This window comes from Nocardia suismassiliense, assembly GCF_900269665.1.
Lineage (GTDB): Bacteria > Actinomycetota > Actinomycetes > Mycobacteriales > Mycobacteriaceae > Nocardia > Nocardia suismassiliense.
This window is the reverse complement of the sequence record NZ_LT985361.1, coordinates 752,470-777,272: the sequence shown is the minus strand read 5'-3', so window position 1 is coordinate 777,272 and position 24,803 is coordinate 752,470. Positions and strand designations below refer to the sequence as shown.

22 protein-coding genes are annotated in these 24,803 nt (G+C 68.2%); 12 read left to right on the top strand and 10 right to left on the bottom strand.

What is annotated here, in order from left to right; translation table 11 throughout:
* Positions 1–45: 45 nt before the first annotated feature.
* The 3 genes from DBO33_RS42545 (at position 46) to DBO33_RS03480 (ending at position 3,904) form a co-directional block, all read left to right on the top strand.
* Positions 46–675: a TetR/AcrR family transcriptional regulator gene (locus tag DBO33_RS42545; RefSeq protein ID WP_159080106.1), complete on the top strand. Its 630-nt coding sequence runs from the start codon at positions 46–48 to the stop codon at positions 673–675.
* A 63-nt stretch (positions 676–738) separates the two neighbouring features.
* The gene (locus DBO33_RS03485; protein WP_107653742.1) at positions 739–1,341 is read left to right on the top strand and encodes a TetR/AcrR family transcriptional regulator; all 603 of its coding nucleotides are present in this window, start codon (positions 739–741) and stop codon (positions 1,339–1,341) included.
* 124 nt (positions 1,342–1,465) lie between these two features.
* Positions 1,466–3,904 (top strand): glycoside hydrolase family 3 protein, encoded by a 2,439-nt coding sequence (locus tag DBO33_RS03480; protein WP_107653741.1) that lies wholly within the window; start codon positions 1,466–1,468, stop codon positions 3,902–3,904.
* A gap of 51 nt (positions 3,905–3,955) precedes the next feature.
* Here DBO33_RS03480 and DBO33_RS03475 read toward each other — a convergent pair whose 3' ends face one another.
* The 3 genes from DBO33_RS03475 to DBO33_RS03465 all read right to left on the bottom strand — a co-directional run bounded on the left by DBO33_RS03475 (position 3,956) and on the right by DBO33_RS03465 (position 6,804).
* A complete protein-coding gene (locus tag DBO33_RS03475; RefSeq protein WP_107653740.1) occupies positions 3,956–4,990 on the bottom strand; it encodes an aspartate-semialdehyde dehydrogenase in 1,035 nt (344 codons plus the stop codon).
* Between the two features lie 3 nt (positions 4,991–4,993).
* Positions 4,994–6,259 carry an aspartate kinase gene (locus DBO33_RS03470; RefSeq protein WP_107653739.1) on the bottom strand — a complete coding sequence of 422 codons (1,266 nt, stop codon included), beginning with the start codon at positions 6,257–6,259 and terminating at the stop codon, positions 4,994–4,996.
* Positions 6,260–6,381: 122 nt separating this feature from the next.
* Complete coding sequence (locus DBO33_RS03465; RefSeq protein WP_107653738.1) at positions 6,382–6,804, bottom strand: SgcJ/EcaC family oxidoreductase; 423 nt, start codon at positions 6,802–6,804, stop codon at positions 6,382–6,384.
* Positions 6,805–6,900: 96 nt separating this feature from the next.
* Between DBO33_RS03465 and DBO33_RS03460 the strand changes: the two genes are divergently transcribed.
* The gene (locus DBO33_RS03460; RefSeq protein WP_199856521.1) at positions 6,901–7,383 is read left to right on the top strand and encodes a MarR family winged helix-turn-helix transcriptional regulator; all 483 of its coding nucleotides are present in this window, start codon (positions 6,901–6,903) and stop codon (positions 7,381–7,383) included.
* 18 nt (positions 7,384–7,401) lie between these two features.
* A complete protein-coding gene (locus DBO33_RS03455; RefSeq protein ID WP_107659944.1) occupies positions 7,402–7,818 on the top strand; it encodes a secondary thiamine-phosphate synthase enzyme YjbQ in 417 nt (138 codons plus the stop codon).
* A 1-nt stretch (position 7,819) separates the two neighbouring features.
* Here the strand turns inward: DBO33_RS03455 and DBO33_RS44545 are convergent, their stop codons facing one another.
* A complete protein-coding gene (locus DBO33_RS44545; RefSeq protein WP_159080105.1) occupies positions 7,820–10,483 on the bottom strand; it encodes a helix-turn-helix transcriptional regulator in 2,664 nt (887 codons plus the stop codon).
* 163 nt (positions 10,484–10,646) lie between these two features.
* Between DBO33_RS44545 and DBO33_RS03445 the strand changes: the two genes are divergently transcribed.
* Positions 10,647–11,255: a dihydrofolate reductase family protein gene (locus DBO33_RS03445; protein ID WP_107659943.1), complete on the top strand. Its 609-nt coding sequence runs from the start codon at positions 10,647–10,649 to the stop codon at positions 11,253–11,255.
* Positions 11,256–11,305: 50 nt separating this feature from the next.
* On the opposite strand, the gene DBO33_RS03440 is transcribed toward DBO33_RS03445, so the two are convergent.
* Together DBO33_RS03440 and DBO33_RS03435 are read right to left on the bottom strand one after the other, a co-directional pair.
* A complete protein-coding gene (locus DBO33_RS03440; protein WP_107653736.1) occupies positions 11,306–11,881 on the bottom strand; it encodes a dihydrofolate reductase family protein in 576 nt (191 codons plus the stop codon).
* Between the two features lie 28 nt (positions 11,882–11,909).
* Complete coding sequence (locus DBO33_RS03435) at positions 11,910–12,473, bottom strand: dihydrofolate reductase family protein (protein ID WP_107653735.1); 564 nt, start codon at positions 12,471–12,473, stop codon at positions 11,910–11,912.
* Between the two features lie 73 nt (positions 12,474–12,546).
* Here DBO33_RS03435 and DBO33_RS03430 point away from each other — a divergent pair, with 73 nt between their 5' ends.
* From DBO33_RS03430 to DBO33_RS03410, 4 genes are all read left to right on the top strand, one after another.
* Complete coding sequence (locus tag DBO33_RS03430; protein WP_407670460.1) at positions 12,547–13,152, top strand: TetR/AcrR family transcriptional regulator; 606 nt, start codon at positions 12,547–12,549, stop codon at positions 13,150–13,152.
* A gap of 30 nt (positions 13,153–13,182) precedes the next feature.
* On the top strand, positions 13,183–13,368 hold the full coding sequence (locus DBO33_RS03425) for a DUF1918 domain-containing protein (protein ID WP_107653733.1): 186 nt from the start codon (positions 13,183–13,185) through the stop codon (positions 13,366–13,368).
* A gap of 333 nt (positions 13,369–13,701) precedes the next feature.
* Positions 13,702–14,172 (top strand): SRPBCC family protein, encoded by a 471-nt coding sequence (locus tag DBO33_RS03415; protein ID WP_107653731.1) that lies wholly within the window; start codon positions 13,702–13,704, stop codon positions 14,170–14,172.
* Positions 14,173–14,262: 90 nt separating this feature from the next.
* Complete coding sequence (locus tag DBO33_RS03410) at positions 14,263–15,474, top strand: low temperature requirement protein A (RefSeq protein ID WP_107659942.1); 1,212 nt, start codon at positions 14,263–14,265, stop codon at positions 15,472–15,474.
* Here the strand turns inward: DBO33_RS03410 and DBO33_RS03405 are convergent.
* The 4 genes from DBO33_RS03405 to DBO33_RS03390 all read right to left on the bottom strand — a co-directional run bounded on the left by DBO33_RS03405 (position 15,452) and on the right by DBO33_RS03390 (position 20,722).
* The gene (locus tag DBO33_RS03405) at positions 15,452–16,291 is read right to left on the bottom strand and encodes a hypothetical protein (protein ID WP_107653730.1); all 840 of its coding nucleotides are present in this window, start codon (positions 16,289–16,291) and stop codon (positions 15,452–15,454) included. The genes DBO33_RS03410 and DBO33_RS03405 overlap by 23 nt on opposite strands.
* A 71-nt stretch (positions 16,292–16,362) precedes the next feature.
* Positions 16,363–18,009, bottom strand: coding sequence for a GMC oxidoreductase (locus tag DBO33_RS03400; RefSeq protein WP_234390678.1), 1,647 nt, complete (start codon positions 18,007–18,009; stop codon positions 16,363–16,365).
* Between the two features lie 178 nt (positions 18,010–18,187).
* Positions 18,188–19,807, bottom strand: coding sequence for an alpha/beta hydrolase (locus tag DBO33_RS03395; RefSeq protein ID WP_107653729.1), 1,620 nt, complete (start codon positions 19,805–19,807; stop codon positions 18,188–18,190).
* A 147-nt stretch (positions 19,808–19,954) separates the two neighbouring features.
* Positions 19,955–20,722 carry a sulfite exporter TauE/SafE family protein gene (locus tag DBO33_RS03390; protein WP_107653728.1) on the bottom strand — a complete coding sequence of 256 codons (768 nt, stop codon included), beginning with the start codon at positions 20,720–20,722 and terminating at the stop codon, positions 19,955–19,957.
* A 269-nt stretch (positions 20,723–20,991) separates the two neighbouring features.
* On the opposite strand from DBO33_RS03390, the gene leuA reads away from it, so the two are divergent.
* On the top strand, positions 20,992–22,788 hold the full coding sequence (gene leuA / locus DBO33_RS03385; RefSeq protein WP_107653727.1) for a 2-isopropylmalate synthase: 1,797 nt from the start codon (positions 20,992–20,994) through the stop codon (positions 22,786–22,788).
* Positions 22,789–23,142: 354 nt separating this feature from the next.
* On the top strand, positions 23,143–24,771 hold the full coding sequence (locus DBO33_RS03380; protein WP_107653726.1) for a MinD/ParA family ATP-binding protein: 1,629 nt from the start codon (positions 23,143–23,145) through the stop codon (positions 24,769–24,771).
* The last annotated feature ends 32 nt before the right edge of the window (positions 24,772–24,803 follow it).

Below are 24,803 nucleotides of genomic sequence, written 5' to 3'. Positions count from 1 at the left end.
CTGATTGAAGCTAGATTTAGGAAACATCCGTGTCAAGATGGCGGGGTGGCGAAGCAAGCACGGACCTACGGCGGCGTTTCCGCCGATCAGCGCCGCGCCACCCGGCGTGAGCAGCTACTGGAGGCGGCGTTCGAGGTACTGGCGCCGGCCGGGCCCGGCGGGCTGACCATCCGGGCCGTCGCAAAGCAGGCGGGGCTATCCACCCGATTCGTCTACGAGAGTTTCACCGATCTCGACGAACTGGTGGTGTCGGCGTTCGAGCTGGCCTTCCGGCAGATGGCGGCGGCGGTCGATGCGGCGGTCGCGGCCGCGGGACCGGACCGCCGTGCTCAGGTCACGGCGCTGGTCGAGGCGCTGGCCGACTTCTTCCTGAGCGCGCCCGCCAAGGGAAAGCTGCTGTCCACCAAGGCTTATGGGCATCCGGCCGTGGCGGCTCGGCGGCTCGCACGGTCCGAGGACGTGTCGCGGACGTACGGAGCGCTACTGCACGGACTGCTGCCCGACCGCCCGGCCGACGATCCTGCCATCGATCTCACCGCACGATTCCTGGTCGGCGGCTTCGGCGAAACCAGCACAGCCTGGATCCAGCAGTCGTTGCCCTACCCGCGGGACGAATTCGTGCACGACAATGTCGAGCTTTTCCTCGCGGCCATCGCCGCCCTCGAACGGCTGTAGGCCGAGCACCTCGTCGGCGATGACCTGAGCCGGTCCGGGATCACACGCAACTACGCTCGACCCGTGACGCAGGAACAACGAGGTGGGCGTGCGGGGCAGGCGGATCGGCGCCGGGCGGAGATCCTCGATGCCGCGCGGGAGGTGATCGCGGAGCGGGGGTATCGCGGGGCGTCGCTGGGGGCGGTGGCCGAGCGAGTGGGGCTGACGCAGCCTGGGTTGTTGCACTATTTTCCGAGCAAGGAGCATCTGCTGGTCGCGGTGCTCGAGGAGCGGGATCGGTGGGATACCGCGGCATTTCTGGCGGGGCCGTCGGAGAGTTGGCGGTTGTCGCATCTCGAGCAGCTGGTCGAGTACAACGCGATGCGACCGGGTGTGGTGCAGACGTTCACCGCGTTGGCGGGTGAAAGCGTGACCGGTGGGCATCCGGCTCGGGAGTATTTCATCGAGCGGTATGCGCAGGCCAGGGCGCGGCTGGCCGAGCTGCTGCGGGCGGAGTTCGGGGAGCGGTTGGCCGGTGGGCGGACGCCGGAGCAGGTGGCACCGTTGCTGATCGCGGTGCTGGATGGTTTGCAGACGCAGTGGTTGCTGGACCCGGAATCGGTCGATATGGGTGCGGCGTTCCGGAACTTCGTTGCTTTGCTCGAACCGGGTGCCGACGCCAAATAGATAACGAGCCGGTAACGACACCTACCATTGATTAGGTGAGTGCGGCGGAACCTGCGGACGCCCGCGCGGACTCACGGCACGCGTCAACCAGGTCCGCAACGACATCGGCCGACAAGGAGTTCTCATGAGTCCAGGCGACGTAACCCGGGAAGCAGCGGTGACGGCGGCCCTCGGCCAGCTCGACCTGACTGCCAAGGCCCGGCTGCTGATGGGCCAGGACATGTGGTCGCTGCCCGCACTGCCCGAGATCGGTTTGCGGTCACTGGTGATGTCCGACGGTCCGATCGGGGTGCGCGGCGTGCGGTGGACCGCCGACGACCCGTCCATCGCGCTGCCCTCGCCGACCGCGCTGGCCGCGACCTGGGACCCGGAACTGGCCAGGCGGGCCGGTCGGCTGCTCGCCCAGGAAGCGCGGCGCAAAGGGGTGCACGTACTGCTCGCGCCCACCGTCAATCTGCATAGATCACCGCTGGGTGGACGGCATTTCGAGAGCTACTCCGAGGATCCGTACCTGACCGGGCGCATCGGTACCGGTTATGTGAGCGGCGTGCAGGACGGCGGAATCGGCACCACCGTCAAACATTTCGTCGCCAACGATGCCGAGACCGAACGCTTCACCGTGAACAATGTGGTCTCCGCACGCGCGCTGCGCGAGCTGTATCTCGCGCCCTTCGAGGCAATGGTGCGCGACGCCGGACCGTGGGGCGTGATGGCCGCCTACAACCAGGTCAACGGCACCACGATGACCGAGCACGGTGCGCTGTTGAACGGAATACTGCGCGGGCAATGGGGTTTCGACGGCATCGTCGTCTCCGACTGGATGGCCGCGCGGTCGACGGTCGCCGCGATCACCGCCGGGCTGGATGTCGCGATGCCGGGACCACGCGGCGTCTACGGTGACGCCCTCGTCGCGGCGGTGCGCAACGGCGAGGTCGACGAGTCCGTGGTGGACGCGGCGGTGCGCAACGTGTTGCGGCTCGCGGCGCGCGTCGGCCTGCTGGAAGGTGCCGAGCCTGCGGTGACCACGCTGCCGGAGCAGATCGACGGAGTCGCGTTGGCGCGCGAAATCGCTGCTCGGGCTTTCGTTCTGGTACGCAATGAGACGATCGGCGAACGCCCCGCCCTCCCCCTCGACGGGAAACGAACGAAGGTGGCGCTCAGCGGTCTGGCCGCCCGGGATGCCCGCATCCTCGGCGGCGGCTCGGCCACCGTCTTCCCGGAATCCGTGGTGTCGCCGCTCGACGGCCTCACCGCCGCATTGCCGGAGGGCGCACTGAGTTACGCCGTCGGTGCCGCCCCGAGCGACGTCCTCGGTGCCGCAGACCGCGGATTCGACCTGCACGCCCGCGTTTTCGACGCCGACGGCACCCTGCTCGGCGAGAGCTCGTTGCCCAACGGCATGGTCAACTGGCTCGGCGAACTGCCCGACGGTATCGACTACGACGCGCTGCACACCGTCGAGGTCCGCGGCACCTTCACGCCGGAGGAAACCGGCGCGCACGCGTTCGGTACCAAGGGCGTCGGTGATTTCCGGCTCGTGGTCGACGGCACCGTGCTGTACGAGGGTGCCGAAACCCTCACCGGCGCAGACCCGTTCGAGGCGTTCTTCGGTACGCCGAAAGAACGCGGCACGGTCGAGCTGACCGCGGGCACGACGGTCGAGGTGGCGATGACGCACACCCCGATGAAGTTCGCGGACATGCCGATCCAGGCGATCCTGTTCACCCTCGCGCACGGCGACCCCCGTCGTGATCCGGACGAGTTGATCGACGAGGCCGTCGAAGCGGCCCGCGCCGCCGATGTGGCGGTGGTGGTCGTCGCCACCACCGAACAGGTCGAGTCCGAGGGCTTCGATCGCACGAGCCTGAAACTGCCCGGCCGCCAGGACGAACTGGTCAGCCGGGTGGCCGCGGCCAACCCGAACACCGTCGTGGTCGTGAATGCCGGGTCGCCGGTGGAGATGCCGTGGCGGGACGAGGTCGCCGCGATCCTGTTGAGCTGGTTCCCCGGCCAGCAGGGTGGCGCAGCGCTGGCCGAGGTACTGCTCGGCGACGCGGAGCCGGGCGGGCGGTTGCCGACCACCTGGCCGGTCGCGCTGGCCGACTGCCCGGTCTCGGAGGTGACCCCGACCGACGGCGAACTCGTCTATCGGGAAGACCTTTTCCTCGGCTACCGCGCCTGGGAGCGGGCAGGCACCACGCCGGCCTTCCCGTTCGGTCACGGATTCGGTTACACCACATGGGATTACGAGTCGATCGACCGCAACGGGACAACGGTGACCGTTCGCCTACGCAACACCGGTTCACGCCGGGGCGCCGAAGTCGTGCAGGTCTACCTTGCCCCCGTTGGGGATTCGGTACTGCGCCCGGCCCGCTGGCTGGCCGGCTTCGCCCGCGTCGCGGCCGATCCGAGTGAACTGGTCACCGCTGAGATCCGAATCCCGCAGCGCGCCTTCGAGATCTGGGACGACAACGCCTGGCGTTCGGTGCCTGGCCCCTACGAGATCCAGGCAGGATCTTCCTACGCCGACCGGCCATTGGCCATCGGGTACGAAGCGCAGTAAACGACAACGGCCGTGGATCCCCTGGGGATCCACGGCCGTGTCGACAACGCCTCAGCGATTGCTGAGCAGCACCTCGGCGATTTGAATGGTGTTGAGGGCGGCACCTTTTCGCAGGTTGTCGCCGGAGATGAACAGTGCGAGCCCGCGGCCGTCCGGCACGCCCGGATCCTGGCGGATCCGGCCGACCAGCGAATCGTCGGCACCGGCGGCCTGCAGCGGCGTCGGCACGTCGACCAGCTTGACGCCGGGCGCCTTGGCCAGGATCTCCTTGGCCTGCTCGACCGACAGCGGCTCGTCGAACTCGGCGTTCACCGACAGCGAGTGACCGGTGAACACCGGAACGCGCACGCAGGTGCCGCTGACCAGCAGTTCGGGCAACCCGAGAATCTTGCGGCTCTCGTTGCGCAGCTTCTGATCCTCGTCGGTCTCGCCGGAACCGTCGTCGACCAGCGAACCGGCCAGCGGCAGCACATTGAACGCGATCGGCGTGACGTACTTGTTCGGCGCGGGGAAGTCGACGGCGCTGCCGTCGTGGGTGAGCCGCTCGACCTCGTCGATCACCGCACGCGCCTGTGTCGCAAGCTCTTCCACACCGGCCAGGCCGCTACCGGACACCGCCTGGTAGCTGGACACGATGAGACGGCGCAGCCCGGCGAGGTCGTGCAGCGGCTTCAGCACCGGCATGGCGGCCATGGTGGTGCAGTTCGGGTTGGCGATGATGCCCTTGACCAGGTTTCGGGTCTGCTCGGGATTGACCTCGCTGACCACGAGCGGGACATCGGGGTCCTTGCGCCAGGCCGAGGAGTTGTCGATCACCGTGACGCCCGCCGCGGCGAAGCGCGGGGCCTGCACCCGGGACATGGTGGCACCGGCCGAGAACAGCGCGATGTCCAGGCCGGCCGGGTCGGCGAGCTCGGTGTCCTCCACGACGATCTCGCCGCCGCGCCACGGCAGCTTCGTGCCCGCCGAGCGCGACGAGGCGAAGAAACGCACCTCGTCGGCCGGGAAGTTGCGCTCCTCCAGCAGTTTCCGCATGACGGCGCCGACCTGTCCGGTCGCGCCGACGACGCCTACTCGAATGCCCATGGTTTAACGCCCCGTTCCCGCGTGCACCACGGCGACCTCGTCGCCGCCCAGCTCGAAGGCCCGGTGCAGCACCTTGACGGCCTCGTCCAGTTCGGTGTCCTTGACCAGCACCGAGATCCGGATCTCGGAGGTGGAGATGAGATCGATGTTGACGCCCGCCTCGGCCAGCGCCTCACAGAACTTGGCGGTCACGCCGGGGTGGCTCTTCATGCCCGCGCCCACCAGCGACACCTTGCCGATGTGGTCGTCGTAGAGCACCTGCGAGAAGCCGATCTCGTCCTGCTGCTTGGTCAGCATCTCGACGGCGCGCGCGCCGTCGGTCTTGGGCAGGGTGAAGGTGATGTCGGTCTTGCCGGTATCGATCTTGGAGATGTTCTGCAGCACCATGTCGATATTGATCTCGGCATCGGCGACCGCGCGGAACACCTTGGCGGCGTAGCCGGGCACATCGGGCAGCCCGACCACGGTCACCTTGGCCTCGCTGCGGTCGTGCGCGACGCCCGTGAGGATTGCTTGCTCCAAGGGGATGTCCTCCATCGATCCGTAAACGTAGGTGCCCGGCTTGTCGGTATAGGACGAGCGCACATGCACAGGCACGTTGTACCGGCGCGCGTATTCGACGCAGCGCAGCATCAGCACCTTCGCGCCGCAGGCCGCGAGTTCCAGCATCTCCTCGTAGGAGACCTGCTCGAGCCGCTGCGCGTCCGGCACGATCCGCGGGTCGGCGGTGAAGACGCCGTCCACGTCGGTGTAGATCTCGCAGACGTCGGCCTCCAGCGCCGCGGCCAGCGCGACCGCCGTGGTGTCGGAGCCGCCGCGACCGAGCGTGGTGACGTCCTTGCTGTCCTGGCTGACGCCCTGGAAGCCGGCGACCAGCACGATCTGCCCGTCGTCGAGCGCCTGCCGCAGCCGGCCCGGGGTGACGTCGATGATCTTGGCGTTGCCGTGCGCGCCGGTGGTGATCACACCCGCCTGCGAGCCGGTGAACGAGCGGGCCTCGGCACCGAGCGAGTGGATGGCCATGGCGACCAGCGCGTTGGAGATGCGCTCACCCGAGGTGAGCAGCATGTCCATTTCCCGCGCCGGCGGCGCGGGCGCCACCTGCTGGGCCAGGTCGAGCAGTTCGTCGGTGGTGTCGCCCATGGCCGAGCAGACGACCACCACGTCGTGGCCCGCCTTCTTGGTCTCGACGATCCGTTCAGCGACGCGCCGGATGCGCTCGGCGGTAGCCACCGAGGATCCTCCGTACTTCTGAACAACGAGAGCCACGACAGGGTCCTCCAAGATCGACTACCAGCTGCTAACAGCCACCCAGCGTACCGGCCGTGCCCCAGCCGATTCCCCCTGCCTCCTCAGCCGACCGGTGCGGAGGAGCTGTCGCGCAGGTCGGACTAGCCGGCGAACTTCGCGAAGAGCCAGTGGTACTTGGTGTTCTGGAAGGCGGCGATCTGCCAGTCGCCGTTGGTGCGGACGACCACTGTGGTCTGGACTTTGGTGTTGCGGCGGTTGCGGCGGCGGTTGCCTTTGAGGACTGCGCCCCTGGCGTGGATCAATGCCACGTCAGGGGTGAGGAAGCGGAGGCCGGTGATCTCGCCGTCGAGGCGAGTGTTCTTCAGGTACTTCTCCAGGACCGGGATGTGGGTCTCGTGGATTTGTCGCCTGCCCTTGGTGTGGGTGCCGAACCAGGTGACGTAGTCGGCGTCCTCGGTGAACAGCGCGGCGAAGGCGGCGGCGTCACCGTCGTGCCACGCCTCGGCTTGGCGTTCGAACAGGGCGCGGATGGCGGCTTCGTCGGCGTGCTGGTCAGCGGTCATGGATACCCCTCGGTTAAATCTGATCTGCTCATCAACTGCATGGCTCAATAGTTGATTTAGTAAGATATTGTCTGAGTGAGGCTAAGGTGTCAAGCCATGTCGAAGAAGGGCGAATCCCGGCGGGTGGAGTTGGGTGCTGCGCTGACGCTGGCCGCGCAGCGCAGCGCCACCGACGCGGTGATGATGCACCAGGCCGTGGCGGATCGCTTGGACCTGCACGTGACGGATCTGCGCTGCTTGAACATGCTGCGCCTCGGCGGGCCCGCCACCGCAGGCGAATTGGCCGCGGCGGCCGGGCTGACCACCGGTGCCATCACCCGGATGATCGACCGGCTACTGAAGGCCGGTTATGTGCGCCGCGAACACGACGGGCAGGACCGGCGGCGGGTGATCATCTCCCCGGTGCAGGAGCGGATCGACGAGATCGCGCCGCACTATGAGCTGCTGGCCAAGGAGTTCGGCACGGTGGCCGCCGACTACACCGAGGATCAGCTGGAGCTGATCCTGGAACTGTTCAACCGGCTGCACGAGACCTCACTTCGGGTGACCCGGGCATTGCGCGCGGACGAAACCGAGTGAATGGCGCACCATGGGGTCATGAAGAGCACGGTAATCACGGTGACCACCGGACGGACCGAGGTCGTGCAGGACATCACCGGGCAGTGCGCGTCCTTCGTGCGCGACGCCTCCGGTGGCGGTGACGGGCTGCTGAATGTCTTCGTCCCGCACGCGACGGCCGGGCTGGCGGTGATGGAGCTGGGCGCGCGCAGCGACGACGATCTGCTCGCGGCGCTGCGGGATCTGCTGCCCGCCGACGATCGCTGGCGGCACGCGCACGGGTCGCGCGGGCACGGGCGCTCCCATGTGATGCCCGCGATGATCGCGCCGTACGCGACGATCCCGGTGATCGGCGGCGAGCTGGCGCTCGGGACTTGGCAGTCCGTCGCCTTCGTCGACCTCAATGTCGACAACCCCGATCGCCAGGTGCGGTTGTCGTTTCTGCGCGAGAGCTGAGTTACCCGCGACCGTCGAGCCGGGCCAGCTCGGTGCGGTTGGCGACGCCGAGCTTGGCGTAGACGTGGGCGAGGTGGGTCTTGACCGTGCCACGGCTGATGAACAAGCGGGTGGCGATCTCCGGATTCGACATGCCCGAGACGGCCAGGTCGACGACGGAGCGCTCGGCGGGGGTCAGGCTCGCCCAGCCGGTGTCCGGGCGGTTGCGCTTGCCGCGCGCCTTGGTCGCGTAGTCGACGGCCTGCGCGACGCCCATGGATCGGCCGCGGTCGAGGTATTCCGTCAGGTCCGGTTCGCGCACACGGGAACTCAGCTGTGCGTGCACCTCGGCCAGGAACCGCGCAGGTGCCGATCCGATCTCGGTTCGCGAGCGTTCGGCGGCTCCGAGCAGGACGCCCGCGGTCTCCACCGTGCCGCGCACGGTGAGTACCGCGGCCAGTGCCTCCAGGCTCGCCACGCATCCGAGTACCAGCTCGTGCTCGACGCGGAGACGGAGCGCTTCGTGGTGCAGCCGCAAGGCTTGCTCGATGTCGTTGGGGCGCACCAGGTATGCCTGCTGGTCCAGCGCGTCCGCGTGCACCGACGGCAGCCCGCGGACCAGCGGACCAGCGACCAATGCGTCGAGAAGTGCTGCGGCCTCGGCGAATTCACCGAGTTCGCGCAGTGCTGCGGCGAGTACCACCTGCGTCCACGGCGTGAGCGGGCCATCGGCTTCGCCGGCTATCCGACCCTCGCGACGGCACCACACGATGGCCTGCGCTGAGTTTCCCGCCGCGAGCGACAGCATGCCGTGCACACGCTCCCACCCGGGCACGAAAGGCGAGTCGGCCCCGTCGAGCACCCGATCGATCGGCGCGAGGGCGCTGGCCGCCTCGTCGAGACGCCCCTGCCACACCCGTATTTCGGCGAGCGTCGCGCGAGCCGATCCCACGTGATGGAAGTCGTGCAGTGGTGTCGCGGTGTCGACCGCGGTCTCGGCGAGCTCGGCGGCGCGCGACAGTTCACCAGTTCGTGCGGTCGCGGTGGCCAGCCAGGTCAGCGCGTGACAGGCGAAACCGCGGTCGTTGCGGCGGCGCATACCGACGAGCGCCTGGTCGAGTTGTTCGATGGCAGTGCGGTATTCGTCGCGGAAAAGGTGGATCAGTCCGATCAGCGCCTGCGTCGAATCGGCCACGGAGTCATCGCCTGCTCGCAGCGCGTCCCGGTGCACCGCCGACGCGAGGGCCTGTGCCTGGTTCAGGTCGATGCCAAGCTGCTCGACCGCGCACAACGACCGAGCTCGCCGACCGACTGCCGCCGCGCCGACTTCGTCGGCGAGTTCCGCTGCCGCACGCGCTGATTCGTATCCGACGAAGCCGTAGACGGCGGTGTCGCACACCAGCGCCAGCCCGAGCAGCACCCGCGCCTGTAGCGCGTCGCGGGCCCCATTGCCGCGGTCGACAGCCGATCGCAGGACACGAACCCCCTCGAGGCCACGCGGCTCCAGGTGCCATAACCACGCCATCGCGGCGGCGAGTTCGCGGCCACCGGACGGATCGTCCTGGCTCAGTCCCCAGTCGATGGCCGCGCGAATGTTCGGCAACTCCAGCGTGATTCGCGCCCGCCAGGCATCTTGGTCGGAGACGAGCAGCGCCTCGGCCCGCTCGACCAGCACGACGTACACCGCCGCGTGGCGTCTGCGGAACAGGTCGGTCTCCCCCGCCTCGGCGAGCTGACGCAGCGCGTAATCCCGGACCACACCGAGCATTCGGTACCGCGCCACCGCCCCGGTGGTGTCCGCCGAGAGCAGCGACTTCTCGATCAACCCGCGCAGGGCACGCAGCACAGCGGGCGTGCCGCCGAGCTCGGTCACCTCCGCCGCGGTGAACCCGGGCTCGAACACGCCGAGCCTGCGGAACAGCACCCGTTCGTCGTCGTCGAGCAGGTCATGGCTCCAGCGCATCGACTCCGCGAGGGTTCGCTGCCGGAACGGCGCGGTGCGGGCACCGCCGTCGAGCACCGCGTACGGGTCGCACAGTGAGTTCGCGAGCTGGTCCAGCGACAACGTGCCTGCCCAGCCCGCCGCCAGTTCGAGGGCGAGCGGTAAGCGGTCGAGCCGGTCGCAGATGCGCCGGGCCGCGTTGCGCGCCTCGGTGTTCGGCGTGCCCAGCTGTGCGCGATCCAGGAACAGTGCCAGCGCGTCGGCCAAGCCGAGCGCGGGTATCCGGCGGATCCGCTCGCCGGGCACACCGAGCGGGGCACGACTGGTGGCTAGGACAGCGAGCCGGGGGCAGTGCGTCAACAGCGCGGTGACCAGTGCCGCCGCGCCGGCGCTGACCTGCTCGCAGTTGTCCAACGCCAGCAGGGTTTCCCGATCGCCGATGCCATGCGTCAAGGCCGTCACCGGATCGGCGCCGGCGGGCAGCAGCACCTCGACTGCGGCGGCTACCCGGTGGACCACGCCGGCGTCGTCGTGTTCGTCCTCCAGCCCGACCCAGCGCACACCGTCCGGCCACGCCGCACGGAGATCGCGGCACACTCGCAGCGCCAGCCGCGTCTTACCGCCACCGCCGGGGCCGACCAGGGTGAGCACCTGACCGGCGGTGACCGCGGCATTGATCGCGCCCAGTTCCTCGGCCCGGCCGATGAACGAGGACAGCTCGGCGGGTAGAGAGTCGGTCAGCATCGCGAACAGCATTCTGGCACGCCCGGCCGGTTCCGGCGACGGTCTCGAGCTCAGCCACCTGCCGCCCGTTATATCGGCCAGGTGGCAGATGTTCCGGCGGCCGCGCGACGGAAGTATCGGTGTCAACGAGGTCACCGGGCCTCACTCACCAGAAGGAAAGATCATGACCGCCAACGCAGGAACCCGCCGGGTCGTCGCCAACATCTCCCTCTCGCTGGACGGCCGCACCAACGGCCCCGGCGGCGACTACGACATGAGCTGGATCGTGCCGCACGCCGTGAGCGAGACGTCCCGCGATCGCATGGTGCAGATGGCCGAGGCCGCCACCACCGCACTGCTCGGGCGCAAGAACTATGAGGGCTTCGGTAGCTACTGGCCGACGGTCGCCACGGACGAGAACGCCGACCCGCGCGACCGGGCCTTCGGGCAGTGGTTCGACGCGGTCGACAAGGTCGTCTTCGCCACCACCATGACCGACGCGCCGTGGCAGCACTCGCGGATCGCCGACGCCGACCCGGTCGCGACCGTCAAGCGGCTGCGCGAGCAGCCCGGCGGCGACATCGTCGTGCTGGCCAGCAGCAGCATCATCAAGGCGCTGCTCGCGGCCGACGAGGTGGACCGGATCACCATCACCCAGTGCCCTGAGGTGGCGGGCGGCGGCGCCCGGCTGTTCGAGGACGGTCTGCCGGCGTCGAGCTGGTCGCTCACCGATCTGGCCAGCACCGAAACCGGTGCGCTGTACCTGGTCTACGACCGGGTGCGCGGCGAATGAGACGACGACGGCCCAGCGGTGAGTGCCGCTGGGCCGTCCGTGGATTCGTCTCAGGCGCGGGTGAGCCAGGTGACCTGGTTGCCGTTGCTGAATTCCCGGCGCCCGGTCGGGGTGAACAGGGTCGGGCGGAACTCCCCGGCGAAAGCGGGGATGCCGGTGCCCGCGACGACCGGGTAGCTCTTGATGATCAGCTCGTCGATCTCGCTCAGCAGGGCGGCGGCCAGCTTGCCGCCGCCTGCCAACCAGATATCCAGGCCCTCTTCCTTTTTCAGCCGTTGCACCAGGGCGAGCGGGTCCTGTTCGACCAGCTCGACGGCCGGGTCATCGATCCGGCCGAGGGTGGTCGACACCACGTACTGCCGCATATGCGCGTACGGGCTGGTCACCCCGATGGCTAGGCCGGGTTCATAAGTCCCCCGGCCCATTACCAAGGTGTCGAACTTCTGATTCGGTGCGTCCGCCGCGACGCCGAAATACGAACGCGCATGAGTAGGCAGGGTTTCCGGGTGATCCTGTCCGATCCATCCGGTGAAATCCTCGGGCAGCGGATAGAAATCGATCCCGCCGTCGGGTCCGGCGATGTAGCCGTCGAGTGACATACCGACGAAGTAAACGAGTTTTCGCATAGCAGAGCCTCTTTCGTACGGGGATTGATCAGGCGCGGGTGAACCAGGTGACCTGGGCGCCGTTGTCGAATTCTTTGCGCCGGGCCGGGGTGAACATCGTCGGCCGGAACTCTCCGGCGAAGGCGGAGATGCCGCTGCCCGCGACGACCGGATAGCTCTTGATGATCATCTCGTCGATCTCGCCGAGCAGTGCGGCGGCCAGTGTGCCGCCGCCGCACAACCAGATGTCGAGGCCCTCTTCCTTTTTCAGCCGCTGGACCAGGCCGACCGGGTCGGACTGCACCAGTTCGACGGCCGGGTCATCGACGCTGCCGAGCGTGCTGGACACCACGTACTGCCGCATATGCGCGTACGGGTTGCTCACGCCGACGGCGTAGGTCGCGCGGCCCATGAGCACCGTGTCGCAGCGCTCGTTCGGCGTATCCAGGGCCATCCCCACCTGCGGCCGGAAGTCCGTCGGGACGAACTCCGGGTACTGCGCGTTCAGCCAAGTAAGCATCTTTTCGTCGTAGGGGTAGAAGTCGAACTCGCCCGCCGGACCTGCGATGTATCCGTCGAGTGACACGGCGACGTAGTAGACGAGCTTTCGCATTCCGGGACCGCCCAACCTGTTGTACTCTGATCGAAGTGGTTGAAATGTAGTACTACGAATGGAGTGGTGTCAAGTGCGGACCAACCCTGAACGTCGACAGGCGCTGCTCGACGCCGCGATCGAGGTCCTGGCCAGCGACGGAGCCCGCGGACTCACCTTTCGCGCGGTGGACAAAGAGGCGGGTGTGCCCGCGGGGACGGCGTCGAACTACTTCGCGAACCGGGACGACCTGCTGACCCAGGCGGGCGGCCGTTTCTACGAACGGTTGCAGCCGAGCGAGGCGACCATGGCCAAGGTTTCCGAGGGGCCGCAGACCAGAGCGCACATCCTCGAACTGATGAAGGAGACCGTCGGCCGCATCGAGGCGTTCCGCACCGGCTACCTCGCACTGCTGGAACTACGCCTGGAAGCAACCCGGCGACCGGAACTGCGGGCGGTGCTGACCGATCGAGTGCGCGCCGACATCGATTTCAACGTGCGCAACCATCTCGACGCGGGCCTGCCCGGCGACGAAAAATCGGTCCTACTGCTCTATCTGGCGTTGAACTGGCTGATCGTCGACCGGCTCACGCTGCCGGACGTGTTCACCGAACAGCAGAGCCAGGAGCTGATCGAGGCGGCGGTCGATCGCGTGATCGGCAGGGAAGACCAGGAGGTCTCCACAACGAAAACCTTGTGACCCCTGTCACTCCCGTCCGATAATGGGTCGATGATCGCGAATGTCGGAGATCGACTGCTCGTACACGGACACGTTGTCGGCCAAGGTGATCGCCAAGCAGAGATCATCGAGGTCCGCGGACCGGAAGGATCGCCGCCCTACCTCGTGCGCTACGCCGACGGACACGAGTCGCTGGTGTACCCGGGTCCGGACGCGATCGTCGAACCGGCTGGCTGAGCCGGTTCGACCAGGCCTGCGGTGCGCGCAATGACAGCGCCCCACGGCAACGTGCCAGTACCCGCGGCACCGCGGGGCGGCGTCCGCACGGCGATTCAGCAGGCGACGCCGCGCACCTGGCTTTTCGACGACAACGTGCCCGAACACGCCCTCGATGTTGTCCCAAACCATTCCACCTGCAAGTTGTTGGCCGTTCTCCCGAGCTACGTTCTGGACACATACGTCCATGTCGACCCCTCGACGGACCATTGACCAGGACGTCGAGGTTGACGAATCAGATAACCGATAGAGAGAATCGGGCTGAGTTGTCCATCGGGGGTCGGAAGGTTTTACATGCGCACGAGAACCGATATTCGATTCGTCGTCGACGCCGATTCCGCGCAGGTGATGGATGCGTTGGCAGCTGTCGAAATGCTCCCGGAATGGTCGCCCGGATATACCGATGCCCGAGTCGCCTCCCGCGACGCCCGAGGAAGGCCGGTTCGAGTTTTCGTCAAGGCCGAACTGATGAACGGCTCGGATCTGCAAGTGCTGGAATATGATTGGACCGACGTTAGATCGTCGTGGCAGGTCACCGACAGCACCAGGGGCGTCAAGGGCGGCGGCTGGTTCGAGGTCTCCGACGGCCGGGAAGGCACCGACGTCTGGTTCCATACCGAGATCTACCTACCCATCCCGGTGCCCGGCCTACTACTCAAGCGCACCGTGCGGAAGCAGAACGAGATCGCGGTGCAGAATTTCATCGAGTTCGCCGAGGGATTTCCCGACCCGGAAACAATCAAGCCGTATAGCTATAACGAATAACAACCGGTAGGCCTACGCGCAGAGCGAAATCGGGCGATGCGGGGCGCGGCTGACACGCGCCGACCCGATCGGAGTGCGACTATGTGCACCATGATCGGTACCAAGCGGGTTCGGCTCCAGCCGGTGGCCGAAGGTGCGTCGGTGACGCAGCTCGAGCTGTTCTTCGACCTCGTCCTCGTTTTCGCGTTCACCATGGTCACCGACCTGGCCGCGGAAGAGACCAGCGCCAAGAACATGCTGCGGGCGGTCCTCGTGCTCGCCCTGATGTGGTGGCTGTGGATCGCCTACTCCTGGCTCGGCAATGTGATTCGCGCCGACGAGGGCTTCGCCAGGGTCGCGATGTTCACCGCGATGGGTGGCGCGTTCCTGGCCGCGCTCACCATTCCCGAAGCGTTCCACGACCTGCCCGGCGGCTGGTACGGGCCGCTGGTCTTCGCGATCGCCTATCTGGTGGTCCGGCTGGTCCACGTCTTCATGTTCTGGCTCGCCAGCGCGGAGGATGCCCAGTTACGGAACCAGGTGCTGCGCTGGGCCCTCGGCTCGATCACCATCGGCACCACCCTGCTGGTGATCGCCGCCATGACCTCCGGCGCGCTACAGATCGGCTTGTGGATCGCCGCGATCGCAGGCGACTACCTGTGGACCCTGCTCGCGGGCACCAACTGGCGGCTGAATTCGGCGACCCATTTCGCCGAACGCTACGGGCTGATCATCATTGTGGCGCTGGGCGAGTCGATCGTCTCGATCGGTATCGGCGTGGCCGGACTGCCGATTTCGTGGCCGATCGCCGTCGGCGCACTGCTCGGGCTCGCGGTGTCCGGACTGCTGTGGTGGACCTATTTCGATGTCGCCGCGCTGTCGATCGAGCACGAGCTCAAGCACGCAAACGGCGCGAAGCAGATCAAGATCGCGCGCGGCGCCTACACCTTTTGGCATTTCCCGATGATCGTCGGAATCATCGGACTCTCACTGGGTTTGAAAAAGGTTCTCTACTATGTCGGCGACTCTTCGCACCACACATTGAAAGACGCGCTGTACGGAATTCCGTTGTTCGCGTTGTACGGCGGGGTCGTGCTGTATCTGATCGCGTTGGTCGGTGCGAAACACTATGCGACAGGGATGATCAGCGTGCCCCGTGTGGTCACGATCGTGCTGCTGCTCGCCCTGATCCCCTTGGCGGCCGCGCTGCCCGCGCTGGCCTCACTGGCCCTGCTGTGTGCCGTGCTCGGCGCGCTGATCGTCTGGGAGACAATCAAACTGGCGCAGCCGCGCGACGAGATCAGGCACGGGGTATCCGGCTGAGATGATGCCGCACGCCGTGTTCGTCGGCCGTCGGCCCGTACGCGGACGGCGGCACCCGGATATCGTGCTGCACCGCCAACCGGATCTGATCGATGTTCTCCCGCAACACATCCGAGACCAGTTCATCGGTGCGCGGATCCTCCAGCACCTGGAACAGGATGCGGAAGGTGGTGTCGGCGATCAGCCGGATGATGTCGTCGTGGAACGGGATGTAGCGCACCCGGCCCGCCTGCGGGTCCTTCTTGATCAGCTCCAGGATCATCTCGTCCAGCTCGGACCGGTTCTCCTGCAGCGCCGCCGCGATATTGCGGGTGTAGTGGCCGGTGCGCATCACCTGGGCGACCTCGTCCATCACCGCGATGGTCATCGGCCGCTTGATCGTCTCGACGATCGTCGAGACGAACCGGTTGACCAGCGCGGCGGTCACCCGATCGCCGAACACGCGGTCGGCGACGCGGCCGAGCCGGACCACGATCACCACGATCCGCAGCAGCCGGAACCCGCGGAAGAACGGGCTGGTCACCGGGATCATGCCGAGGACCTCGTACCAGTAGACGAACGGGAACGTCCACGGCCAGCCGGCCCGGCGCCAGCGCCACAGGAACTCGACGGCGAACACCCCGCACACCGCCCAGTCGACGATCACGATCGTGCGATAGGTCTGGTCGGACACCGTGAAGAAGGTGATCCAGCCGACCAGCACCACCGAGACGATGGCCAGCGCCAGCATCACGAAGTCGGTCCACAGGGTGGGCGGCTTACGCGGGTAATCGCCCTCCGGGAGTTCCTCGCTCACCGCAGTGGTGCTCGCAGCCATCACCTGGGTTCCCTTCAACGCCGAACGGTCAGGCCGAGGGTAGTCGGCAGCACCGCCCAGCGGCGGTAGGTCTACTTTCCGGTGCGGATGATGGCCTCGATATTGCGCTCGGCGAGCGCGGCGATGGTCAGCGACGGGTTCACGGTTCCGGTGCTACCCGGGATGGCGGCTCCGTCCATCACATACAGCCCAGGATGCCCGTGCACCCGCCCGTAGCCGTCGGTCGCCTTGCCGAGCACCGCGCCGCCCAGCGGGTGCGCGGTGAACAAGGCGTTCGCGTCGTAGCCGAGGGCACCGTATTCGAGGACGGCATCGGCGCGTTCGGCGATCCGGTGGTCGACCGCGCGGGCCGCGGCCACCATCTCGTCCCGGTTCCGGCTCGGCCAGGACAGCCCGACCCGGTTCGCCGCCGCGTCGTAGCCGAACCGGGTGCGGGTCGAGTCGAGCACCATGCCGAGCGAGGCCAGCGCACCCGTCTCGAACGGGATGCCGGGGATGTACCAGCTCTCCAGGCTGAGCGGCGGCCCGGACTCGTCGAAGATCCGGCTGGCGCTCGGCACGCCCTGGCCGAGGCCGGCCAGCGCGCTCGCGCCGCGGCCGAGCACCACGTCACCGTTGGTGCCCCAGCCGTCGCCGATGTGCTCGTTGAGGTTCGGCAGCGCGCCGGTCGCCTGTGCTCGGACCAGCAGCTCCGAGGTGCCCACCGAGCCCGCGCCGAGGAAGAGCCGATCGCAGGTGAGGGTGCGGGTGCCGAGCACCTCGCCGGTCGGCGCCAGCTTCGTCACCCGGACCGAGTACCGGCCGCCCGGCTCCTGGGCGATGGACTCGACCTGGTGGCCGGGGAAGATCCCGGACCGGCCGGTGCCCTCCGCGTACTTCAGATAGTTCTGGTTCAGGTCGAACTTGGCGCCGTTGGAGTTGCCGAGGTTGCTGCGGGCGGCGGTGGCCGAGGCCCGGGTGGTGCCCGCCAGCTCGCCGCGCAGGATGTCCCAGTTGAAGATCGAGTCGTTGGGCATCGGCTGGTAGCCGGCCTTGCGGACCTGATCGTCCCAGGCCCGGGAGTGCGTGAACGGCTTGGCGGCGTAGATGTCGCCCGGCATCGAACTGAGCCGCAGCATCTCCCGCACCCGCGGGTAGTAGACGCGGTCCAGCTCGCCGTACTCGACGGTGCCGCCGAAGAGGTGGTCGAAGAACCGCCGTTCCGGGGCGACCATCGCGCCGGTGAAGATCACCGAGCCGCCACCGACCGCGGCCGCGCGCCACACGTCGATGCCGGGGTATTCGGTGCAGTCCAGGACGCCGCCGAAGCTGGCGAACCGCATCGGCACCTTGCTGACACCGGTGAAGCTGGTGCGATGCCAGAAGCCGCGGCCGTCCGGCAGGTCGTCGCCGGTGAAGATCTCCCGCCACGGATCGTTGGGCCAGCGCGACCCGCGCTCCAGCACCGTGTTGGCGATGCCGGCCTCGGCCAGTCGCAACGCGGTGACCGCGGCGCCGAAGCCGGAGCCGATCACGATCGCGGGCGAGTGTTCGGGCGGATCGGGTAGTGGCGCAAAGATTTCCGGCACCCACGACTGGAACAGCACATTCCAGGCCGGGTCGGCGGACGCCGGTCGGGCGGGCAGCGACGTGCTCGCGGCAGCACCGAACAGCGCGGCTGCACCAACAGCTTTGAAGAAGGCGCGTCTACGCACCCAGCCACCTCCCTCATCACGCATGGCCGAGCGCAGATTACCGGTATTCCTGGCGGCTGAACAGTCGTCGCCCGCCCGTCATCCGTTGTCCCCCTTCCGTTGTCCCGCCCGATGAGCCCGCGGGACGGCCGGGCGGCAGGAACGGCAGGGTGACGAGCAGGCCACGAAACGCCGCGGCAAGTGGACGCCGGGGGTCGGCGGCTCAGTTCGCGAACGGCGGCCGATCGGCTTCGCAGGTCGCGCCGGGGGCGGGAAGTTGCTGGTCGATGAGGTAACGCTCCTGCAGCCGCCGGGTGCAGTCGAAGGTGGTGTCGTGCCCGTAGCCGCCGTCGACCACCACCAGGCGCGCGTTGACCAGGGCCTGCTGGGCCTTGCGCGCGGCGGTCAGCGGCGTCGCCGGATCGAACCGGTTGTTGAACAGCAGCGCGGGTACGTCCGAGCGCAGGATCCACGGCCCGGCGTAGCGCTGCGGGTAGCCACCCTGCGGGGACGGCCACGCGGCGCACGGTTGCCGCAAGTACAGCCAGAACGCGGCGAAAGTGGGTCCGTCCGCGCTCAATTCCGCGGCCAGCGCGGGCCACTGCTCCGGGTCGCGGGGAACGGTGTTGTCCGCGCACGAGATCGCGGTGAACGGGTCGAGGAATGCGGGCGGCAGCGTGCCCTCGGCGAGGATCGCGCGCACCACATCGGGGTTGCCTGCGGCTCCCCGCTCTAGTTCGGCCAGCAGCTGAGCCAAGGCGGGCCAGCCGTCCGCCGCGTCATACAGCAGCAGCGCGTGCGCGGGCATGACCTCGGCGTAGCTGACGGGCCAGGCGCGCTCTCCTTCGCCGACCACTACCGGCCCTTGACGCAACCGCTCCAACAGAGCGGTATCGCGGGCCCGCAAATCCTCACCGCCCCTGGGCTTCTGGTCGCTGCGAATCTGCTCGATCGGGTCGGCGGGCATTTTGCCGCCCGCCGCGAAAGCACAGCGCGGCTGGCCGGCCTGAGCGCACAGCCGGAAGAATTCGGACAGCACCTCCTCGGTGCCCGCCGCCGCGTCGGCGATCTCGGTGCGGGTGTCGGAGGTGTACGCATCCGGGTCGATCATCGAGCTGAGGCTCAGCGCGCGCACCCGGTCACCGAACACGGCGCCGTACACCTCGCCGAGATAGCTGGCGTACGAGCCACCTTCGTAGGTCAGCCGCTTGTCACCGACGGCACGGCGCAGCAGATCCAGGTCGCGCGCGGCATCCACGGTGGTGAGATGCGGCAGCAGGGCGGGACTGTGCGCGGCGCACCCGGCCGCCAGGTCCCGGCTGGCGCGTGCCTGCGCGGCCGCCTGCTCGGCGCCCACCGGCGGCAGCCGCACACCGGACCAGAAACGTTGCGCCGCTTCGGTATCGGCGAAGCAGCGGACCGGCGAGCTGCGCCCGAGACCACGCTGATCGAAGGTCACCACGTCGAACCGGCGCGCGATCTCGCCGGGGAACATCTCGCCTTTGCTCGCCCAGTTGATGCCGGAGGCACCGGGCCCGCCCGCCGCGGTGAACAGGGTGCCGATGCGGCGCGACTGATCGGTGGCGGGCTGGCGGACCAGCGCGAGCCCGAGCGTCGGACCCGCGGGCTGCGCGTAGTCGACCGGCACCGCCGCCGTCGCGCATTGCAGCTTGCTCAGGCTCTTCTCCTGGCACGGCACCCAGTCCAGCCGCGGGGTCGGCGCGGCATCGGCCTGGGCGACCAGGTCGGCCACCGCCTGTTCGTGTTTGGCGGGCGTGCCGCAACCGCTCACTGCCAGCGCCGCGGCCAGTGCGGCAACGACGACGATCCTCCACCCACGCATACCGATCATCTTGTGCCGCAACGGCGCGGGCGTCGTCCGTCGCAGGGATGAATTGCACCCTGAGAATTCCGGTGCGGTAGACCCTGAGCGCACCACTACGCCGGAACCAGGCCCGGGCCGCGGTTCGTCGACACCACGCGCCACCTCCTACGTCATCAACAATCGGACCACCGCGATGAGGCCGACCACGACGATGACCGCGCGCAACGCGGTCGGCGGCATGCGCCTGCCCATCTTCGCACCGAGTTGTCCACCGATGATCGAGCCGAGCGCGATCAGCAGCACCGCCCGCCAGTCCACGTCGGCGATCACGATGAAGATGACCGCGGCCACCCCGTTGACCAGCATCGCGAGCACATTCTTGATGCCGTTGAGGCGCTGCATGTCCTCGTGCACGAACACCCCGAGCAGCCCCATCAGCAACACACCCTGCGCCGCGCCGAAGTAACCGCCGTAGATGCCGGTGGCGAAGATCGCCACGAACAGGATCGGGCCGCCGTGCTTGGGCGCCGGGCTGTCGCCGTTCTCCCGCCGCAACTTCACCCAGCGCGAGAGCCGCGGCTGCACCACCACCAGCACCAGCGCCGCGATGATCAGCACCGGCACGATCGCCTTGAACGCGTCGGCGGGCAGGGTGAGCAGCAGTATCGCGCCGGTGATGCCGCCGAGCAGCGACGCGGTGCCGAAGCGGAGCAGCCGCTCCCGCTGCCCGGCGAGTTCCCGGCGATAGCCGTGCACGCCGCTGATCGAGCCGGGCACGAGGCCGATCGTGTTCGACACGTTCGCGGTCACCGGCGGCAGCCCGAAGGCGAGCAGTACCGGGAAGGTGATCAGGGTGCCCGAACCCACGATCGTATTGATGCCGCCGGCCGCGATGCCCGCACCGAAGACGGCCAGCTGTTCTAACCAAGTCATGCCCGAGTCCGTTCGACGTCCCGTCGGATCGCCAGATCCGTACAAGCGTTTGCTTCTGGCGCGAACGCTAGCCGCAACGTCGGATGAACCGACGACGGGACCGGGGTTCCGGAGGTGTATTGCCACACGGTAAACTCGCCGACATCATGCAGCGGGCACTTCTTCTCAGCCGCCGCGACGGGGTCTGATCGGACCGGCTCCCGCCGCGGGGTTTTGCCGCGCCGGTCGACCCCCCCTTTGGGAAACACCACACCCTCGGAGAAATCGCCATGTCCCCTGCTGACGCTTTCGTATCCGGCGCGCGCACCATCACGCCGCCCTCCAAGCCTGCCCCCGGCGACCAGCCCGCCTGGAACACGCAGAAGAACTCCTCGATGCCGACCTTCCGGTACCGGCCCTTCGCCGAGGAGGTCGAGCCGATCACGGTGCCCGACCGCAGCTGGCCCGACAAGATCATCGACGTCGCGCCCGGCTGGTGCGCCGTCGACCTGCGCGACGGCAACCAGGCCCTGATCGACCCGATGAGCCCGGCCCGCAAGCGCCGCATGTTCGACCTGCTGGTGCGGATGGGCTACAAGGAGATCGAGGTCGGCTTCCCGTCGGCCAGCCAGACCGACTTCGACTTCGTCCGCGAGATCATCGAGGACGGCGCGATCCCCGACGACGTCACCATCCAGGTGCTGACCCAGTGTCGCGCCGAGCTGATCGAGCGCACCTTCGAGGCCTGCGCGGGCGCCCAGAACGTGATCGTGCACTTCTACAACTCCACCTCGATCCTGCAGCGGAAAGTGGTGTTCCGCGCGGACCGGGCCGCGGTCAAGAAGATCGCCACCGACGCCGCGACGTTGTGCCTGGAGATCGAGCAGCGCTACCCCGACACCAACTGGCGTTATGAATACAGCCCCGAGTCCTACACCGGCACCGAGCTGGCGTACGCCAAGGAGGTCTGCGACGCGGTCTCCGAGATCATCGCGCCGACCCCGGCCAAGCCGCTGATCATCAACCTGCCCGCGACCGTCGAGATGGCAACGCCGAACGTCTACGCCGACTCGATCGAGTGGATGAGCCGCAATCTGGCCCGCCGCGACTCGATCGTGCTGTCGCTGCACCCGCACAACGACCGCGGCACCGCCGTGGCCGCCGCCGAGCTGGGCTACCAGGCCGGCGCGGACCGGATCGAGGGCTGCCTGTTCGGCAACGGTGAACGCACCGGCAACGTCTGCCTGGTCACCCTGGGCATGAACCTGTTCTCCCGCGGTGTCGACCCGCAGATCAACTTCTCCGACATCGACGAGATCCGCCGCACCGTCGAGTACTGCAACCAGCTGCCGGTCGCCGAGCGCCACCCGTACGGCGGCGACCTGGTCTACACCGCGTTCTCCGGCAGCCACCAGGACGCCATCAACAAGGGCCTGGACGCGATGAAGGTCGCCGCCGACGACGCGGACGCCGACGTGGACGACATCACCTGGGCGGTGCCGTACCTGCCGATCGACCCGAAGGACGTCGGCCGCACCTACGAGGCCGTCATCCGGGTCAACTCGCAGTCCGGCAAGGGTGGCGTCGCCTACATCATGAAGACCGATCACGGCCTGGCGCTGCCGCGCCGGTTGCAGATCGAGTTCTCCCAGGCGGTGCAGCGGATCACCGACGGCGAGGGTGGCGAGGTCACCCCGAAGGAGATGTGGGACGTCTTCGCCGACGAGTACCTGAGCCCGATCCGGCCGCTGGAGCGGATCCGGCAGAAGGTCACCGCGTCCGAAACCGACGGCGGCACCGACACCATCGCGGCGGTGGTGAAGGTCGACGGCGCCGAGCAGGAGATCACCGGCACCGGTAACGGCCCGCTCGCCGCGTTCGTGGACGCGATCGCCACCGTCGGCTTCGACGTGCGCGTGCTGGACTACTCCGAGCACGCCATGTCCGCCGGTGACGATGCGCAAGCGGCCGCCTACGTGGAGTGCGCGATCGGCGACAAGGTGGTGTGGGGCGTCGGCATCGCCACCTCCATCACCACGGCGTCGTTGCGCGCGGTGGTCTCCGCGGTGAACCGCGCACACCGGTAGCAACCGCATCGGTGCGCGGTGGGCCTCCTCGGTCAACCGCGCACACCGATAGCGCAGGTCGAGTACGGTAGAGCCGGATGCGGAGGTCGTTGATCGGCCCGGCATCCGGCTCTCGATCTTGCTGTCGGAGACCAGATATCGGCGGTGTGTCATCCGGGGCGGCCTCGCGCATTCGCGCTCGCGAGCGCTCCTGCACCTGCCGTCCATACCGCGACGCGAGCCCGCGAACCCCGTGCTAGCGTTGGTTTCGCACTCAAGCGCCGAGCTCTCTGCTCGTAGTCCCGAGCAGATGGGGGAACTGTGACAACAAACGACCACAACCCGACCTCACCGCCCTGGCTGCAGAGTCAATCGGTGGATACGGCCGACGCGAAAGAGTCGGAGCCCGCCGCCGATCCGTCGGCGGAGCAGTCCGGCGACGTGGAAGTGGCCGAGTCCGAGACGGCCGAGGCGCAGCCGGAACAGGAGCCGGCCGAGCCCGAGTTCAGCGGCTCGACCGACCAGACCGTGTCCTACCCGCACGCGATGTCGCAGCAGTCCTACGGCTCGCCCGAGGGATTCGCGCCGCCTGCCCAGGCCGAGCAGCAGTACGGCGGCTACCCGCCACCGAACGCCGGGCCGTTCGCGCCACCCGGCGCATATGAGCCGTACCAGACCGGCCAGTACCAGCCGGCCACCGCGCACAGCGGTAGCCACCAGATCGCACCCGAACCGCAGAACCCGGGCTACGGCGAGTACCGCCAGGAGATCGGCCCCGACGGGCTGGTCCGGCGGGTGCCGCAGGAACACTCCGAAGCCGCTGCGCCGCAAGCCCAACAGCAGGCCGCGCCCATCTACAGCTGGGCGCCGCCGCCACCGCCGGTGACCCACCAGCCGCCGCCGCAACCCACCTATCAGCCGCCCGCGCCGATGGGACAGCAGCAGCCGCCGGCGATGGGGCAGGTGCCCCCGCCGAGCTGGCAGGGTGGACCGAACCCGCACCAGCCCGCGCAGCCGTTCCAGCCGCAGCATGTGCCCGCGCCGGGGCAGCCCGGCCACTCGGTCAACGACCTGAACCTGCTCAAGCGGGCCCGCCGGGCGCCGCGCAGCGGTTGGCGGCGGGCGGTGCACAAGGCCACTGGTGGTGTGCTCAACCCGGGTGAGTCCGCGGCCGACGTCGTCTACCGCGACCTCGTCGACCGGGTGAACCAGCCGGTGCGCGGCGACTATCGCATCGCGATCCTGTCGCTCAAGGGCGGTGTCGGCAAGACCACCACCACCGTCGGCCTCGGCTCCACGTTCGCATCGCTGCGCGGTGACCGCGTCATCGCGATCGACGCCAACCCCGACCTCGGCACGCTGGCGCACCGGGTGCCCCGGCAGACCCGGTCCACCGTGCGCAACCTGCTCGAGGACCAGCACATCAGCAGGTACTCGGACGTGCGCGCCCACACCTCGCAGGCGCCCAGTCGCTTGGAAGTGCTTGCCAGCGAACAGGATCCGGCGGTCTCCGAGGCGTTCAGCGAGGCCGATTACCGCAAGGCCATCGGCATCCTGCAGTCGTTCTACAACATCATCCTGACCGACTGCGGCACCGGCCTGATGCACTCGGCCATGGCAGGCGTGCTGGACATGGCCAGCTCCCTGGTGCTGGTCACCTCGCCCGCCATCGACGGCGCGCGCAGTGCCTCGGCCACGCTGGACTGGCTGGACCACCACGGCTACGGCAAGCTCGTCGAGCGCACCGTCGTCGTGGTCAACGCCTCCCGCCGCGGCGCCTCCACCGTCGACCTGGACCAGCTCCGCAAGCTCTTCCTCGACCGCACCCGCGCGGTCCAGGTGGTGCCCTTCGACGACCACCTCGCCGAAGGCGCGGAGATCGATCTGGAACTGGTGAGCAAGCCGACCCGCCGCGCCCTGCTGGAACTGGCCGCGATGGTCGCCGACGACTTCGGTTACGTCGGCGCGCAGCAGTACCACCACCCCGGCCCGATGGGTCACTGAACGACCGAAAGATGGCGCGGCCCCGATGTATT